This is a genomic window from Candidatus Methanomassiliicoccus intestinalis Issoire-Mx1 (genome assembly GCF_000404225.1).
Taxonomy (GTDB): Archaea; Thermoplasmatota; Thermoplasmata; order Methanomassiliicoccales; family Methanomassiliicoccaceae; genus Methanomassiliicoccus_A; species Methanomassiliicoccus_A intestinalis.
The window spans coordinates 1,251,606-1,266,037 of sequence record NC_021353.1; the positions used below are offsets into that span (position 1 = coordinate 1,251,606).

14 protein-coding genes are annotated in these 14,432 nt (G+C 44.2%); 7 read left to right on the plus strand and 7 right to left on the minus strand.

Going from position 1 to position 14,432, the window contains the following annotated elements; genetic code table 11:
* Window positions 1-5 precede the first annotated feature (5 nt).
* Window positions 6-1,820 (plus strand): indolepyruvate ferredoxin oxidoreductase subunit alpha, encoded by a 1,815-nt coding sequence (gene iorA / locus H729_RS05945; protein WP_020449103.1) that lies wholly within the window; start codon window positions 6-8, stop codon window positions 1,818-1,820.
* Window positions 1,817-2,425: an indolepyruvate ferredoxin oxidoreductase subunit beta gene (gene iorB, locus H729_RS05950; protein WP_020449104.1), complete on the plus strand. Its 609-nt coding sequence runs from the start codon at window positions 1,817-1,819 to the stop codon at window positions 2,423-2,425. Before iorA ends, iorB begins: the two co-directional genes overlap by 4 nt.
* On the opposite strand, the gene thiE is transcribed toward iorB, so the two are convergent.
* The 3 genes from thiE to H729_RS05965 all read right to left on the minus strand — a co-directional run bounded on the left by thiE (window position 2,403) and on the right by H729_RS05965 (window position 4,317).
* Entirely contained in the window at window positions 2,403-3,035 is a 633-nt protein-coding gene (thiE, locus tag H729_RS05955; protein WP_020449105.1) for a thiamine phosphate synthase, read from the minus strand. The two genes, iorB and thiE, sit on opposite strands and share 23 nt — an antisense overlap.
* Entirely contained in the window at window positions 3,032-3,835 is an 804-nt protein-coding gene (gene thiM, locus H729_RS05960) for a hydroxyethylthiazole kinase (RefSeq protein WP_020449106.1), read from the minus strand. Before thiM ends, thiE begins: the two co-directional genes overlap by 4 nt.
* A 119-nt stretch (window positions 3,836-3,954) precedes the next feature.
* Window positions 3,955-4,317 carry a hypothetical protein gene (locus H729_RS05965; protein WP_020449107.1) on the minus strand — a complete coding sequence of 121 codons (363 nt, stop codon included), beginning with the start codon at window positions 4,315-4,317 and terminating at the stop codon, window positions 3,955-3,957.
* Window positions 4,318-4,507: 190 nt separating this feature from the next.
* On the opposite strand from H729_RS05965, the gene H729_RS09690 reads away from it, so the two are divergent.
* Window positions 4,508-4,684 carry a CxxC-x17-CxxC domain-containing protein gene (locus H729_RS09690; protein WP_020449108.1) on the plus strand — a complete coding sequence of 59 codons (177 nt, stop codon included), beginning with the start codon at window positions 4,508-4,510 and terminating at the stop codon, window positions 4,682-4,684.
* A gap of 306 nt (window positions 4,685-4,990) precedes the next feature.
* Here H729_RS09690 and H729_RS05970 read toward each other — a convergent pair whose 3' ends face one another.
* Window positions 4,991-5,374 (minus strand): VOC family protein, encoded by a 384-nt coding sequence (locus H729_RS05970; RefSeq protein WP_081633122.1) that lies wholly within the window; start codon window positions 5,372-5,374, stop codon window positions 4,991-4,993.
* Window positions 5,375-5,491: 117 nt separating this feature from the next.
* Window positions 5,492-6,058, minus strand: coding sequence for a sugar O-acetyltransferase (locus tag H729_RS05975; RefSeq protein ID WP_020449110.1), 567 nt, complete (start codon window positions 6,056-6,058; stop codon window positions 5,492-5,494).
* Between the two features lie 154 nt (window positions 6,059-6,212).
* Here H729_RS05975 and H729_RS05980 point away from each other — a divergent pair, with 154 nt between their 5' ends.
* On the plus strand, window positions 6,213-7,454 hold the full coding sequence (locus tag H729_RS05980; RefSeq protein ID WP_236608625.1) for a 2,3-bisphosphoglycerate-independent phosphoglycerate mutase: 1,242 nt from the start codon (window positions 6,213-6,215) through the stop codon (window positions 7,452-7,454).
* Between the two features lie 3 nt (window positions 7,455-7,457).
* On the opposite strand, the gene H729_RS05985 is transcribed toward H729_RS05980, so the two are convergent.
* Window positions 7,458-9,374, minus strand: a complete 1,917-nt coding sequence (locus H729_RS05985; RefSeq protein ID WP_020449112.1) for a U32 family peptidase — start codon at window positions 9,372-9,374, stop codon at window positions 7,458-7,460.
* A 367-nt stretch (window positions 9,375-9,741) separates the two neighbouring features.
* Between H729_RS05985 and H729_RS05995 the strand changes: the two genes are divergently transcribed.
* The 3 genes from H729_RS05995 to H729_RS06000 all read left to right on the plus strand — a co-directional run bounded on the left by H729_RS05995 (window position 9,742) and on the right by H729_RS06000 (window position 13,569).
* The gene (locus tag H729_RS05995) at window positions 9,742-11,997 is read left to right on the plus strand and encodes a hypothetical protein (RefSeq protein ID WP_020449113.1); all 2,256 of its coding nucleotides are present in this window, start codon (window positions 9,742-9,744) and stop codon (window positions 11,995-11,997) included.
* A 229-nt stretch (window positions 11,998-12,226) separates the two neighbouring features.
* On the plus strand, window positions 12,227-12,397 hold the full coding sequence (locus H729_RS09695) for a 4Fe-4S binding protein (RefSeq protein WP_020449114.1): 171 nt from the start codon (window positions 12,227-12,229) through the stop codon (window positions 12,395-12,397).
* Window positions 12,394-13,569, plus strand: a complete 1,176-nt coding sequence (locus H729_RS06000) for a geranylgeranyl reductase family protein (protein WP_020449115.1) — start codon at window positions 12,394-12,396, stop codon at window positions 13,567-13,569. Before H729_RS09695 ends, H729_RS06000 begins: the two co-directional genes overlap by 4 nt.
* Here H729_RS06000 and H729_RS06005 read toward each other — a convergent pair.
* Window positions 13,566-14,378: a UbiA family prenyltransferase gene (locus H729_RS06005; protein WP_020449116.1), complete on the minus strand. Its 813-nt coding sequence runs from the start codon at window positions 14,376-14,378 to the stop codon at window positions 13,566-13,568. The two genes, H729_RS06000 and H729_RS06005, sit on opposite strands and share 4 nt — an antisense overlap.
* Window positions 14,379-14,432: the final 54 nt, after the last annotated feature.

Below are 14,432 nucleotides of genomic sequence, written 5' to 3' on the forward strand. Positions count from 1 at the left end.
ACTGGTTGGAAAAACTGCTTGCGGACAGCGGGAGAATCCTCCTGCTCGGTAATGAAGCGATAGCACGAGGTTTAATAGAAGCCGGATGCGGAGTGGCTGCCACATATCCAGGGACTCCCTCCTCTGAAATCGGAGGAGTTCTGGATGACATAGCTGACAAGGTTGGCATGTACTTTGAGTACTCAGTCAACGAGATAGTGGCGATGGAAGTCGCAGCTGCAGCCGCAGTCTCCGGAGTACGATCGTTTGCTTTCATGAAGCATGTGGGACTCAACGTAGCCTCGGATGCATTCATGACTCTGTCATATGTAGGCGTAAAGGCCGGCATGGTTGTTTTGACCGCAGACGATCCTTCAATTCACTCATCGCAGAGCGAGCAGGACAACAGGTATTATGCAAAGTTCGGGCTGGTTCCGATGCTGGAACCGACAACTCCTGCAGAATGCAAAGACATGATTATCGAAGCTTTCGAACTTTCAGAGAAGCTGCACAGCCCGGTACTGGTAAGAACTACCACAAGAGTGAATCATGCCAGAGGGGCGGTTAGTCTCAGCAGGCCGAGAAAGATAGAAAGGAAGGGAGTGTTCGAGAAGGACCCGGCACACCTTGTGACAGTACCGGCAAACGCCAGAAGAGACAGGATAGACCAGCTGGAAAGAATAGAAAAAGCACAGAAGCTGTCAGAGATTTCTCCTTTGAATTACATCATCGGCAGCGGAGCAGACGGTGTTATCACCAGCGGTGTATCATACACATATGCGGCAGAATACATCGAAAACGCCGAAATTCTGAAACTCGGGTTCAGCTACCCGCTTCCGGAAGAAAAGGTCAAGAAGTTCCTGCAGAGCAAGAACAGAGTAGTTGTCATTGAAGAACTGGAACCAGTCATCGAAGATGAAGTCAGAAGGATAGCTCAGCAGAACGGCATAAGAACTGAGATCATCGGAAAAAGAACCGGCCATCTACCGAGAGCCTACGAATACTCTCCAGACACTCTGAATGCCTTATCAGGAATACTGCAGATCAAAAAAGAAGCTCAGCCGCTTTCATCAAGTTTCAAACTGCCTTCAAGGCCTCCGGTCCTGTGTGCTGGCTGCCCCCACCGCTCTACATACTATGCAGCAAAGAAGGCAGTGGGAAAGGAAGGTGCGATTTACTGCACAGACATAGGCTGTTACACCTTAGGAGTGCAGCCGCCGATGAACTGCGCCGACATCACTCTCTGCATGGGTTCATCGATAGGAACAGCCGGCGGATTTTCAGAGGCCACCGACCAGAAAGCAGTGGCATTCATCGGAGACTCGACATTCTTCCACGGAGGAATACCCGGGCTGATCAATGCAGGCTACAACAAACACAATAATCTGGTTCTCATAATCCTTGACAACAGAACAACCGCCATGACCGGCCACCAGCCCAACCCTGGAACCGGCAGAGACTACGGCGGAATAGAAAGCCCTCCTTTAAAGATCGAGCCGCTGGTGAGAGCCTGCGGAATTGAATTTGTCAAGACTGTGGACCCGTATGACCTTGCAGCTACAGAACAGGCTGTCAGGGAAGCTTTGGACTTTAACGGTCCGGCAGTGATTGTAAGTGAACATGCCTGCCCTCTGCTCAGGAAAAAAGAAGGAAAACTGGAAAAGAAACTTTACGAAGTCGACAGGGAAAAGTGCATAGGCTGCAAAATCTGCCTGAGCAAGTTTTCATGCCCTGCGTTGAGCGTTGATGACGGGAAGCCTCTGATCGATAAATCCTCCTGCATAGGCTGCGGGGGATGCGCTCAGGTCTGCCCTCAGAATGCAATAGAGGTGAAACAATGAAATACGGAATCCAGCTGGTCGGAGTGGGAGGACAGGGAGTGCTTTTAGCCTCAACAGTTTTAGGCAGCGTGGCTGTCTCGGAAGGCATGGACGCCGCCATGTCTGAAGTTCACGGAATGGCTCAGAGGGGAGGAAGCGTGCAGTGCACAGTGCGGATCGGCCAGGGTGTGCTGAGTCCTCTGCTGGCTCAGGGAGAAGCAAACGTTCTCCTGGGATTCGAACCTGCAGAAACCTGCAGAAACCTGGTCTATGCCAGCAGAGACACCTATGTCATTACAAACACCGTTCCGGTGGTGCCTGTGACAGTCTCTTCAGGTCTGGAAGAATATCCGGCAGTGGATGATATAATAAAAGCTGTAAAAGACAGCGGAGTATCCAGGCTGATAGCGATAGATGCAGTCAGCATGGCTATGGAAGCCGGCAATGCGATAGCTGCAAACTCTGTTCTGATCGGCGCCATGTCTGCAGTACCCGGATTCCCTCTTTCCAAAGAAAAGATGCTCAGCATACTCTTGGAAAGAGTGCCGGCAAAAGCTAAGGACGTTAATCAAAAAGCATTCGAAATGGGGTATGAGGCAGCTCTTAAGTGCCTCTCACCTCAGTGATCAATCGTTTCAGGCTGGCAGCCGCTGCAGTTACGTCTTCCTGCGACACCACCGCAGAGATCACGGCAGCTCCATCGGCGCCGGCTGCAATTACTTCTTTTATATTGTCTTTGTTAATTCCGCCTATGGCAAGAACTGGAATTGAAACGGCCTGTTTCATTTTTTTAAGCTCTTCGATGCCCCTGCCGCAGCCGGCATCATCTTTAGATGATGTATCAAAAACAGGGCTGAGGGCAACATAGTCTGCTCCATCTTTCTCAGCCCTCAGAGCCTCTTCCGCAGTGCCTGCTGAAACTCCGATGATGAAGTCTGGAGGGACGAACTTCCTGAGAACTGCTGCGGGAATGTCTCCCTGCCCGACGTGAACTCCGTCAGCTTTTGCTGCAAGCGCTATGTCTACGCGGTCATTGACGATAAATAATACATCATGCTGCCTGCAGATCTTTGAAATCTCCAGGGCTGTTTCGTACAGCTGCCTGCTTTCCAGATGTTTGTCTCTGAGCTGAATGACATCAGCTCCTCCCTCTGCAGCAAGGCGCGCCAGTTCAACATGGCTTTTCCCGCGGGAGAGATGTTCGTCAGTAAGCACGTAAAGCGAGTAGTCTCTCATATTCTCTCTACCTTAGCTTCTGCTGCCAGATCTTCAGGCGTCAGAGATGAGACTTTATCGAACAGCTTTGTTCTGAAAGAATACGGACCATATGACTTGTCAGCGGCTGCTCTTTCCCCGGCGATGCCGAAAGCCGCTGCCGCAGCCACTGAAGCAGTCAGCAGATCTGAAGCCACTGCGCTGAATGAACCGGTTACGGATGAAAGCATACAGCCGGTTCCAGAAACTTTATCCATCAATTCATGTCCGTTTGATACGGAGTATGATGTAATGCCGTCAGTGGCTATGTCATTTTTTCCTGTTGCCACCACTACAGCTCCCGTTTCCCTTGCCAGAGACTTGCAGACAGATATTAGATCATCAGCGGCATCGCATGAATCCACACCTTTAACAACTCCTCCTGCTCCGGCCAGGACTGATATCTCGCCTGCATTGCCTTTAATCACTGAAGGACAGAGTTCTTCGATCAGAGTCTGAGAGGTCTTGGTTCTGTAAGAAGTTGCACCTGCACCCACTGGATCCAGAATTATCGGAATATCTTTTTCACGGGCAACTCTGCCTGCAAGGAGCATGGATTCCACAGTTCTGCTGTTCAATGTGCCGATATTGAGAACGAGGGCTCCGGCTATTGAGGTCATTTCTTCCATTTCCTCAATTGCATCAGCCATCACTGGAGAAGCGCCTATGCACAGCGTAATGTTGGCACAGTCGTTTACAGTAACATAGTTCGTAATATGATGAATCAAAGGGCGGCTGTTTCTCAATGCGGCAAAAAGTTCCTTCAAGCTGCTGTTGTCCATGCTAATCGCTCTCATGCAATGCAGAGGATAAATATCATATTTACCCAAAAATCAAAAACAAAATAAGAAATATTGATAAAATTCAGGATATGATCCTGAATTATTGTAGTTTAACCCGTTCAAGCTTTTTCAATACCGGTTATTTTGATAACAATAGGGTCTTCATCGATGTGCACAGTGTATGTATTTGAATCAGAGTCAGTAGGGTTCAGAGGAACACTGCTGTCATCAACATATAATACGGGAGTGCCTGAGTACCCCTCATTAACAGTTATGGTAAAGGTGTAATCACTGTCGACATGTACCTTTTCCACGGATCCGTTTATGATATTACCATCAACGTTTGTAATAGTGCAGCCTTCAGTGCCTTCGAAGGTGATGCTGTCCTTAATGTTATCCGCGCCTGCAACAGCTACAGCACCCAGAATTACGATAGGGATAAGGATGACTACTAGAACTAGAAGTACATCTTTTTTCTTCATTGGATGGCGATATATAGACAGAATATATAACAGTAATGGAAAAGAAATAGAAAACAGCAAGTTCTGTAATTCATAATTAAGCGCAAATAGACTGTTTTTGAAGATTTCATAGTATCTTTTTAAATACTTAATGGTCTATAGGCTGATTTACACATGCTTCGGTATGTGTAGAACACAATAGGTAATTTAAATGTACGAGAGAAGAGGCGGATATAGGCGCGACGAGCCCCGTGAAATGCATACAGCAACATGCTCTGACTGTGGAGCAGAAACCCAGGTTCCCTTTAAACCGACCGAGGGAAGGCCGGTATACTGCAGGGAGTGCTTCCAAAAGCACAGGCCACCGCGCAACGATAGGAGATATTAAACGTCTCTTAGTCCTCAAACCCTTTCTTTAAACTTCTTAATGGTTTCGCTGAGTTTCGGATGTTAATTTGATAGGACGCAAACCAATTTTTTTATAAATTCTTATGTTCAGATCAGAAATGATTGGCATTCAAATCATAGTTTTATACAATAAAAAAGCAAGTAAGATTTGTTACGCGTCATTGTAAGATTATTCTGACGATTTTTTTCTATGCATGAACTCATAAATGGCTCTAATGAAGCAAATGAATTGAATTCAAAATAGCTGCAGATCAGAGCATGAATGAGTTCATGTTTGGATGTTGATTTAATTTTGGGACCCTTTATCTTCAACAATCTGGATTTCAATCCCGTTTGGGTCTTTTACAAAGATGCAGTAGGTATCTTTTCCCAGAGTGAGAGGTCCTCTCAGAATTTCTACTCCGCTGTTCTTCAGTTTCTGCATCATAGATTCCAGATCATCAACCATGAAGCCGATGCTTATTCTTTCTTCAGCAGAGGAGATGCCTTCAGAGTCAGAAATTAATTCAATCTCTGCACCGTCATCATCACCTTTGAAAAATGCGATAGTACGTTCAGGTACTGGGCTGAATGTTTTTTCCAGTTTCATACCTAAGATATCTCCATAAAATTTCTTAGATTTCTCCATATCATTTACATGTATTGTACACCAACATACTCTCATCATCATGCCTCCAGATTAATAAAAGAATAGAAACTGCATTATTTTAACTTTTTTAAAGCATAATAAAGTCATATAAAATTAAATATTAAGATTTAATTTATAAAAATATAATTCTGAGGGCAGTTACTCCTCAGAAATATGTTTTAAAAATTTAGCGGGATTTCCACCCACGACTGTGTCTGCTGGAACATCCTTTGTAACTACTGAACCGGCAGCCACAATAGAATTTTTGCCTATTGTAACACCGGGTAAAACAATAGCACAGGCACCGATCCATGCATTTTCACATACTCTGATAGGCTTGGAAATTGTGGATCTCCTGTCAGCTGGATTAAATGCATGATTGGTAGTAATTAAATTCACATTGGGGCCAAGCAGCACATGATCCTCCAGGGTTATTCCCCCGCGGTCTATAAACGTACATGCAGTATTGATGAATACGTTTTTGCCGAGATGGATATTTTTACCAAAGTCCGTATAAAACGGCTGGCAGATGACTGTGGTTTCATCTATGACAGATCCGGTTAACTCAGAAAACAGCTGCCTGATCTCATCTTCATCATGGAATACTGTATTTATCTCTGCAGTTATGCGGTGAGCCTCTTGAATTAATTTATAAATCTTAGGATAGTCTGGATCATGAATTGATATAAGTTCCCCAGATCTATCTCTGTCAAATATATCTGACATCGTAAAAACTGAATTCTGAATAAGTATAGATTGTTTTGTATGCAACAATCAGTTTGTTATAGCTGCCGTACTAAGATATGTAAGAATTAAGGATCCAACCAAATACAGAGTAGTAATTAGACTAAGGTATATAGGGAAGTGTACAATAACACATATGATAAAAATGGATTCTGGAAAAAAGATCCTAATAGTCGTTATGGATGGACTCGGAGATCGGGCTGTGAAGGAGCTGGATTATAAAACACCCCTTCAATATGCAAACACACCAAATCTTGACTGGTTTGCTAAAAACGGATCTACCGGGATTATGGATACGATAGGACCCGGCATAAGGCCTGGATCCGATACCTCTCATTTAGCTATTCTGGGATACGATCCCTTCAAAGTATATACTGGCCGCGGGCCGTTTGAGGCTGCCGGCGTAGGACTTGTAGGACAAAGCGGAGATGTAGCATTCAGATGTAATTTTGCTACAGTAGACAGCAGCATGAATGTAACAGACCGCAGGGCAGGGCGTATCAAAGAGCCGGACACTACTGAACTCGTGAAAGCCCTGAAAGATTTGAAGATCGGGGATGTAGACTGCATTGTAAAAGAGGCTACAGAACACCGTGCCGTACTTCTTCTGCGCGGAGAAGGTCTGAGCCCATATGTTTCAGATGCAGATCCTCATGATCTTGCAAAAGTAGGAATTTCCAGAGCTACACAGGAAGGAGCAGAGAAAACCGCAAGAGCGGTAAATGAATTTGTAAAGAAATCATATGAAATTCTCAACAATCATCCTGTAAACATCAAAAGAAAGATGGAGGGCAAACTCCCTGCAAACATACTGCTGCCGAGAGGAGCAGGAATGTTTCCGGACATTGAACCGTTTGAAAAGAAATACGGTATGACTGGATCATGCGTTGCGGGTGTATCATTGATAAGAGGAATAGGCAGGATCTGCGGGCTTGAAATCATCGAACCCACTCTCTGCACAGGAGGCCTTTCCACGAACATGGAAGCTAAAGCAAAGGCAGCCTTGACAGAACTGGAAAAGAAAGACTTCGTTCTTATGAATGTCAAAGCTTCTGACATAAGCTCACATGACGGAGCGGCAATGAAGAAAGTCGAAGTCGTTGAACGCCTCGATAAGATGGCTGGATACATCAAAGAGAATCTTCCGCCGGGAGCTATTGTAGTATTTACAGCAGATCACTGTACCCCAGTTGAAAGAATGGATCACTCAGGAGATCCTGTACCATTATGCATCTACTCGGAAAACAGCCTGAAAGATGAAGCTACAGAATTCAATGAAGTTTCATGTACCCGCGGCTGTCTGGGAAGAGTACTGGGAAAGAATCTGATGTCTATCCTCATAGACAAAGCAGACCGCTCAGAGAAATTCGGAGCATAAACATTAGGCTTTCAAGCCGCGGAGGTAATGCCCCGCGGTTATTGAGCCGCATCTCTTTTTTAATTTATCTTTAGCATTAATATCTCTTTGTTTGAAAGCTTTGGCAACTGCTGCAGCTAATTCAGGCTGTCTGTATCTTAGATCCAGTCCATACGAATCTATGCCCATCGTATCAATCTCATCCAGAAAATCAAGCAGGAATAAGTCAGAAGAATTCATGATGTGGGCCCAGCCGTATGGATCTCTTACAACAGGGAATCTCTTTCCTAAACCGTCAACTAAATTTCCTTCTCTCAGACTAGGATCTTTAGTAACCATCATTTCAACTCTGCCGAAAACCATGACTTCAAGTTTTCCCTTGTAATGTGAAGTGAGATCTTTCAGGTCTTCTCTGGACAGCTCCACTGAAGCTGTGTATTGATATAGATCAGGAATCGTATATGAATTGAAGAAATTCATGAAATATGATCCATACATTCTGTGTCCAATGAAGTGATAGGCCTGCCCGGGGGAGTTTACCATTACTGGTCCAGAAGCATCTGGAATTACGGGTGTAACGCGCGGAAGCACTGTCACCATCTCAATATCTCCGCATAGGTCACGGGCCTCTTCTGCATTCGGTGCATCATAATAGATGCGGTCAGAATAGGGCAGTACAGCTTTCAGAGATTTTATGTCAGATACGTAACAGGAGAGTTTACATTCTTTTTTTCTCCGGTTAGCCACTTTGCTGGGTATGTCAACCCACCGCCTTTTCGCAGTTGTATAACGCATATCCATTGAGATGAGTTTCTCAATCTCATTGAACTCCCGGTCTTTTGTTTTGTATACGTCATACTCTCCCATTTCAAGACGGAATGGAGAAGTAAGTTTTGAGATGCCGTTCTTGAAGTCTACAGACCTCACCTCAAATCCGCCGACTTTGTCAGCTCCGCGGTAAAATGTAAGTCCATCTCCAGGTTTCAGCCTCTCGGAATTTACAGATACGGTCCTGCCCTCCACTGAAGCCTTTCCAAGGGGAAGCCCTCTGGAATCTGCATAAGATTTCTGCATGACCTTGTCAGTCTTCAGATAACCTTCTGAAAATCCACGATTGAAAGCCGTCATCAGGAGCTCTGCGTCACGCTCGTCATAAAGAGGGTATTCTCCCCTCGCGGCCCGGTCTGCAGCCTTTTTATATAATTTTGTTGCTAAATATACATAAATCGGAGACCTGAGTCTTCCTTCAATTTTTACAGACCCGACTCCGGCACTGATAAGATCAGGCAGAGAATCGGCGCAGAACAGATCTGCGGTTGAGAGCATGAAGCTCGTTTCTTTCCCGAGGGTGTATTGTTTTCTGCATGGCTGAGCACACATTCCCCTGTTGCCGGACCTTCCTCCGACTGCTGAAGAGAACAGGCACTGTCCTGAAAAAGCATAACACAGTGCGCCGTGAACGAAAACCTCCAGACCTATTGAAGTTTCTTTTCTCAGAGCATTGATGTCACCTATTGAAAGCTCCCGCGGAAGAATCACTCGTTCGAATCCTATTTTTTCAGCCCAGAGAAGATCATCTTTAGAATGAAGACCCATCTGTGTAGAAGCATGCAGCGGTATTGACAGCTCTTTTTTTACCAGTGAAGCAAGGCCTCTGTCCTGGACAATTACTGCATCGGCGCCTATGGAATCTAAAAATGAAACAAAGGAGAACGCCTCCTTCATCTCAGAATCTTTGATTAGTGTATTTACCGTAACATACACTTTCATATTGTTTTCATGCGCTGTCTTAACTGCGAAGTCCAGCTCCCCGTCTGAAAAGTTAGCGGCAGAGCTTCTGGCACCAAATGTCTTGCCTCCCAGATATACAGCGTCTGCGCCTGCTTTTAATGCTGCTGAAAAAGCCTCTTTGGAACCTGCCGGAGCTAAAACTTCAATCATATAATTCACAACCAAAATGACTCTGCAGAGAATTAACTGGCATCCATCTGTCAAGAGATGAATTATACTTAATCATCAGAGAAATTAAAAACGATTTCTGATTTTTTAATCCCCTTGATTCTGCAAGTTGTCCTGTGAGAGGCATATGCTGTAGTATGTGTAGGTAGATTATCAATCTAACCGCGGTTGCTTAGATAAAATCAGGCTAATATCCAACAAAATGTCATAAAACAAATGTCTAAGGTTAGATTCGAACATTGGATAAATATGCCAACTGATAATCTTGAAATTATTCAAAATATCTAGCATTTTACCGAGTTTATATTTTATTGATTTTCTTAATATAGCAGGATAATGATATCCGAACATGAACAAAAAAATCGCTGCGGTAATTATCGTTGCGATCATCATTATTGCTGCTGTTGCAGCAGTTTTCTATTATGAGGACAGTAAAAGCAATGAAACGTCACCTCTCACCGGCGAATGGAAGCTGGCTGATGAACATGGCGTAGACAGTGAAGGAAACTTCATGTCGCATAATGAAACTGCAGAAACAGCGGTCATATCGATCAGCAGCGTAAAAGATGATTTGTTTTACGGAAAATATCTAAATGAAGAGATAGCTGGAGCATACATTGATGGACATGTATTCTTCCAAGCTACTGTAGATAGAGAAAAAGTGAATTTTGAAGGTCATCTGAATGATGGTGTCCTCAGCCTCACTTATGCACACGGCACAGACAAAAATACCTGCATTCATTATTCAATTTTTACCAGCAATGGAAAATATGAGGATAAAAACAAGTATGCTGACCTTAAAGATCTGGACCTCAGCATATCCAGCGGTTATATCTGTTCCATATCTGGAGCTGAAGAATTTATTGGAGATATGAAGCAGGGAATTAAAATAACATCTCACGAAGAAGGGGCATTCATCGGAGTGATGGATCAGGTGGTTGGAGATGATAATGTTCCATTAGAAATCAGAGGAATCATCTATCCAGATACCAACACTCTGTGCAGATTCATTGACGAAAACGGACATGTGTGGGAAATGAGTCTGAAGGATAATGTTGCCATAGTCAACAATATAATGATTTCAGACGTCGGCATAAATGAAGATGAACTGAGTGCTATTGAAAGAATATATGTAAAAAACAACAGCAGCATCTCTGCATCACTAAACCTCGATAAACTGGCTGGAGACTGGTACGCAGACTCTACACACACTCTGAGCGCAGACGGAAAGACCTCTGAAGAAACTGTTTTCCATTCCCTCAGCTTTATCAATATTTACAATTCCATAGCTGCCGGTACCTCTTCACACAATGGTGAAAACGGGAGCATAGTAGCTTACCACTTCACTGATCCAGATACGGGAAATCAGATGATAAAGGTTGTCAGCCAGTATGGAGATGAACTCATCACCGGTTATGGCTGGTTAAGCAGTGATGGTAATGTTTTCAATTTAATTGAAATTCATACTGATGACAAGGGAAAACAGACTGCTGAACATTCCACATTCAGTAAAAATACAAACAATGACAAGATCCTCGGCGACTGGAAAGTAGCCTATGCCAAAGGAAGTTCCCAGGGTACAGAATTAAAAGAATATTCCAGAGCAGGAACACCGCATCTGTCAACCTATGATCTTACAATCGATAAATCACAGTTGTCTTTAATCAGCGGTACATACCGCGATATGGACATTACCGGAACATTGCTGGGTAATTTAATTACGATTGAAATTCGTGATGAGGGCTCCAGCGAGCTTCTGAAAGGTTTTCTGTTGGAAACAGATGTATTAGTGCTCTATTCAACAGCCTTCAAAACTGTTGAAAATGTTGACAGCATCGCAACATGGTGCATGGTTTACACAAGATCCGGAGGACCTGTCGATTATAGCATGACGTATGATGAAGTCCCGGTATTGGAGAATAAATGGTTGCTGGCAAACGGAGAATCCTATAATGGTACATCCCACAATCTTTCTGGATCAAGCTTTGAAATCATCATGCAGGATGGAAACTGGATCTCATGCAAGATGGAACAGACAGTAGGTTCAGAGGTAGTCAACAAAACAGTAATCGGCTTCATATTCGATGCCGGCGGGCTCACTGCCGGTACAATGATTGATGAAAACGGCAACTACTGGTACATCAATGTCAGTGATTCTGCTCTTCTCATGCATTCAGCCATGCAGTCTGAATTAGCCGAGATAAAAGGACAGCCTGTAGCCGTTGAACGTGTTTATACGCTTGACGGAAAAGCTGTAGAATTACCGCAGACTCCGTCACTGGAGAATACCAGCTGGGATACCGCCACTATGTACTCTATTCTTAATAACGGCAAGATAATTGTTGCCGATGGGGACTTTGAAATGAAAATTGAATCTCAGAAAGGCTCCTTACTCGCAGGTACAGAAAATGTAGGTGATGTTCCCAGCAAATTCGCTGCCTGCATGTTTGAAAACGGCTACGGTATCACCATTGAAAAACTGCAGGATAGTGCAGGAGTCTTCGCTCATGGATCTGTGTACGATAAAATGATGATTTTTACCTGCACAATCTCATTCGGTGATTTCAGCATGACCTCAATTCTTTATCTTGAAGAAGAAATCTAAGCGGCTCCGGCCGCATTTAATCTTTTTTATAATCAAGATTGTGAAATTTGTAAATAAGTTACAAGATCCCATTCACATTCACTTATTTTGTAAAATTATTTAGCTTATAAGCAAACAAATGAAATAAAATTGCATTAAAAGGAGAAAAGTTAATAACCTCTTAGCATTTCAATCGCGATGATACCAGCAGCATAACTGAAAGCTGCATTTATCCGCCAGAAGTGATATGATGAGAGTTTGTTACGATCGATGCCTCCACTGCGGGGCCTGTGCCGGAAGCTGTCCTGTTAATGCGATTTATCTTAATGATTACATCATAGAATTTGACAGCAGCTGCACAAACTGCAAACGGTGCATCAGACTCTGCCCGGTGGGAGCCCTGTCGGAGGTTTCTGAATGAAATATACCTGCGATGTCGTAGTAGTCGGAGCCGGACCGGGAGGAAGCATGGCTGCAAAGCATGCGGCCCTCGGCGGTCTGGACACCATACTTATTGAAAAGAAGGCTGAGATCGGAGCACCCCTGAGGTGCGCAGAAGGCGTCTCAAGGAGAAGACTGGTGGAAGTTGGCATAGAACCAGACCCTAAATGGATTTCACAAGAGATCCTCGGATCGATCATGAAATCTCCTTCGGGTCACACCCTGAAGGTCATAGAAGCCCACGGAGACCATGGAGTAGGGTACGTTTTAGAAAGACATCTGTTTGACAAGGCTGTAGCAGAACAGGCAGCGGCTGCCGGTGCAAAGATCATGATGAGAACGGGCTGCACAGGCGTCATAAGAGATGCAGATGGAAAGCTCATTGGAATCCATGCAAGACAGATGGGTACTGACATTGAAATCTATGCCAAGTGCATAGTAGCTGCGGACGGCTTTGAATCTCAGACAGCCAGATGGGCCGGGATTGATACATCGATAGGAACGAACGATGTAGATACCTGCATCCAATACAGAATGACCAATGTGGATATAGAGCACGAATTTTGTGAGTTTCTCATAGGATCTGCAGCGCCCGGCGGATACATATGGATATTTCCCAAGGGAGAAAGAACTGCCAACGTAGGGCTGGGAATACAAGGCAGCAAATGCAAAGGAAAAGCAGATGCCAAGTATTACCTTGACAGATACATTGAAAAAGACGAACGCCTCAGAAACGGTCAGATTTTAGAGATAGCTGGAGGAGCTGTATCTACATCTGCAGGCCTCGAATGCTCTGTAGCAGATAACCTGATTATTGTTGGTGACGCTGCAAGAATCATTAATCCCCTGACCGGCGGAGGGATTTATCATGCCTGCATGACTGGCAAACTGGCTGGCGAGATCTTGTCCAAATGTGCTGAAAACAACAACTTTTCAAAAGAAGCCCTGATTGAATATGATTCAGCCTGGAGAGCTAAAATATATCCAGAACTAGAAAGAAACTGGAGAATAAAAGAGAAGTATGTTGAAATGTCAGATGAACTCCTTGATGAATTTATACTGGCAATTTCTGACTTCGACTTAAAGCAGATTAGAGTGGATGACCTCATTGAAGCTGCAAAGGAAAAGTTCCCTCAGATTCTGGAAGATTAAACCGCTCCAAAAACAAAGGCGATCGCCGTTACAAACATAGATACGATTACCAGCGTTTGGAACTTATCCAGGTTTTTGAAGGCAGAATAAGCTGTCAGCGCGATCAGCACATCAGCAATGATGATTATGCCATACAAGCTGCCTGCAGATCCACGCACCACAGGATAGATGCTTACAAGGATAGATACCGCAAAGAACACTGCTGCTAAGGCAGCAGCATTTCTTCTCCCTATCTTCATGGGAAGCGTTGTCCTTCCTGCATCACCATCCATATCTTTTATGTCAAGTCCTATCTCCCTTCCAAGAGATATCAGAATAATCATTGCGGCTATTGCATAGCAGGATTCCACGTTCCCCACTACAGCCCCTCCAAGAAGGAAAACCATGCCGGTGAGGACGCCGATAGTTATATTTCCGATAAATCCAAGCTGTTTCAATAATAATTCATAAACAATAATGAAGACGCATGCGGCTATGACGATCGCAGTAGAGACATAATTTGGAAGCAGAAACGAGAGGATGATGGAAAAAGCCAATGCGGTCATCCCAATATACAATGCTGTGTCGGCGCTCATACGGCCTGAAGGTATCGGCCTCTCGGGGTGTGCGACCTTGTCAACATCCCTATCGACATAATCGTTTACAGAGTTTCCTCCGATAACAAACGCCAGCACCACTGGAACAGCTATCAGCAGATCATTCAGATAATCATCAATATTTGATCCTGCTGCAATAAAAGCAGCAGCAATGAGAAATACGATCCCCATCAGCAGAACTACGGGCCTGAACAGCTGCAGATATTTGTTCACACCGCTCTAAAAGCATTTTTACACTTAAATTATCTGAAAGGAGAGGTATAAAAT

What these genes read in the sequence shown, in the direction of transcription:
- iorB (WP_020449104.1), top strand. Translation starts at nt 1,817, where the DNA reads ATGAAATACGGAATCCAGCTGGTCGGAGTGGGAGGACAGGGAGTGCTT.
- thiE (WP_020449105.1), bottom strand. Translation starts at nt 3,035, where the DNA reads ATGAGAGACTACTCGCTTTACGTGCTTACTGACGAACATCTCTCCCGC.
- thiM (WP_020449106.1), bottom strand. Translation starts at nt 3,835, where the DNA reads ATGGACAACAGCAGCTTGAAGGAACTTTTTGCCGCATTGAGAAACAGC.
- H729_RS05965 (WP_020449107.1), bottom strand. Translation starts at nt 4,317, where the DNA reads ATGAAGAAAAAAGATGTACTTCTAGTTCTAGTAGTCATCCTTATCCCT.
- H729_RS09690 (WP_020449108.1), top strand. Translation starts at nt 4,508, where the DNA reads ATGTACGAGAGAAGAGGCGGATATAGGCGCGACGAGCCCCGTGAAATG.
- H729_RS05970 (WP_081633122.1), bottom strand. Translation starts at nt 5,374, where the DNA reads ATGATGATGAGAGTATGTTGGTGTACAATACATGTAAATGATATGGAG.
- H729_RS05975 (WP_020449110.1), bottom strand. Translation starts at nt 6,058, where the DNA reads ATGTCAGATATATTTGACAGAGATAGATCTGGGGAACTTATATCAATT.
- H729_RS05980 (WP_236608625.1), top strand. Translation starts at nt 6,213, where the DNA reads ATGATAAAAATGGATTCTGGAAAAAAGATCCTAATAGTCGTTATGGAT.
- H729_RS05985 (WP_020449112.1), bottom strand. Translation starts at nt 9,374, where the DNA reads ATGATTGAAGTTTTAGCTCCGGCAGGTTCCAAAGAGGCTTTTTCAGCA.
- H729_RS05995 (WP_020449113.1), top strand. Translation starts at nt 9,742, where the DNA reads ATGAACAAAAAAATCGCTGCGGTAATTATCGTTGCGATCATCATTATT.
- H729_RS09695 (WP_020449114.1), top strand. Translation starts at nt 12,227, where the DNA reads ATGAGAGTTTGTTACGATCGATGCCTCCACTGCGGGGCCTGTGCCGGA.
- H729_RS06000 (WP_020449115.1), top strand. Translation starts at nt 12,394, where the DNA reads ATGAAATATACCTGCGATGTCGTAGTAGTCGGAGCCGGACCGGGAGGA.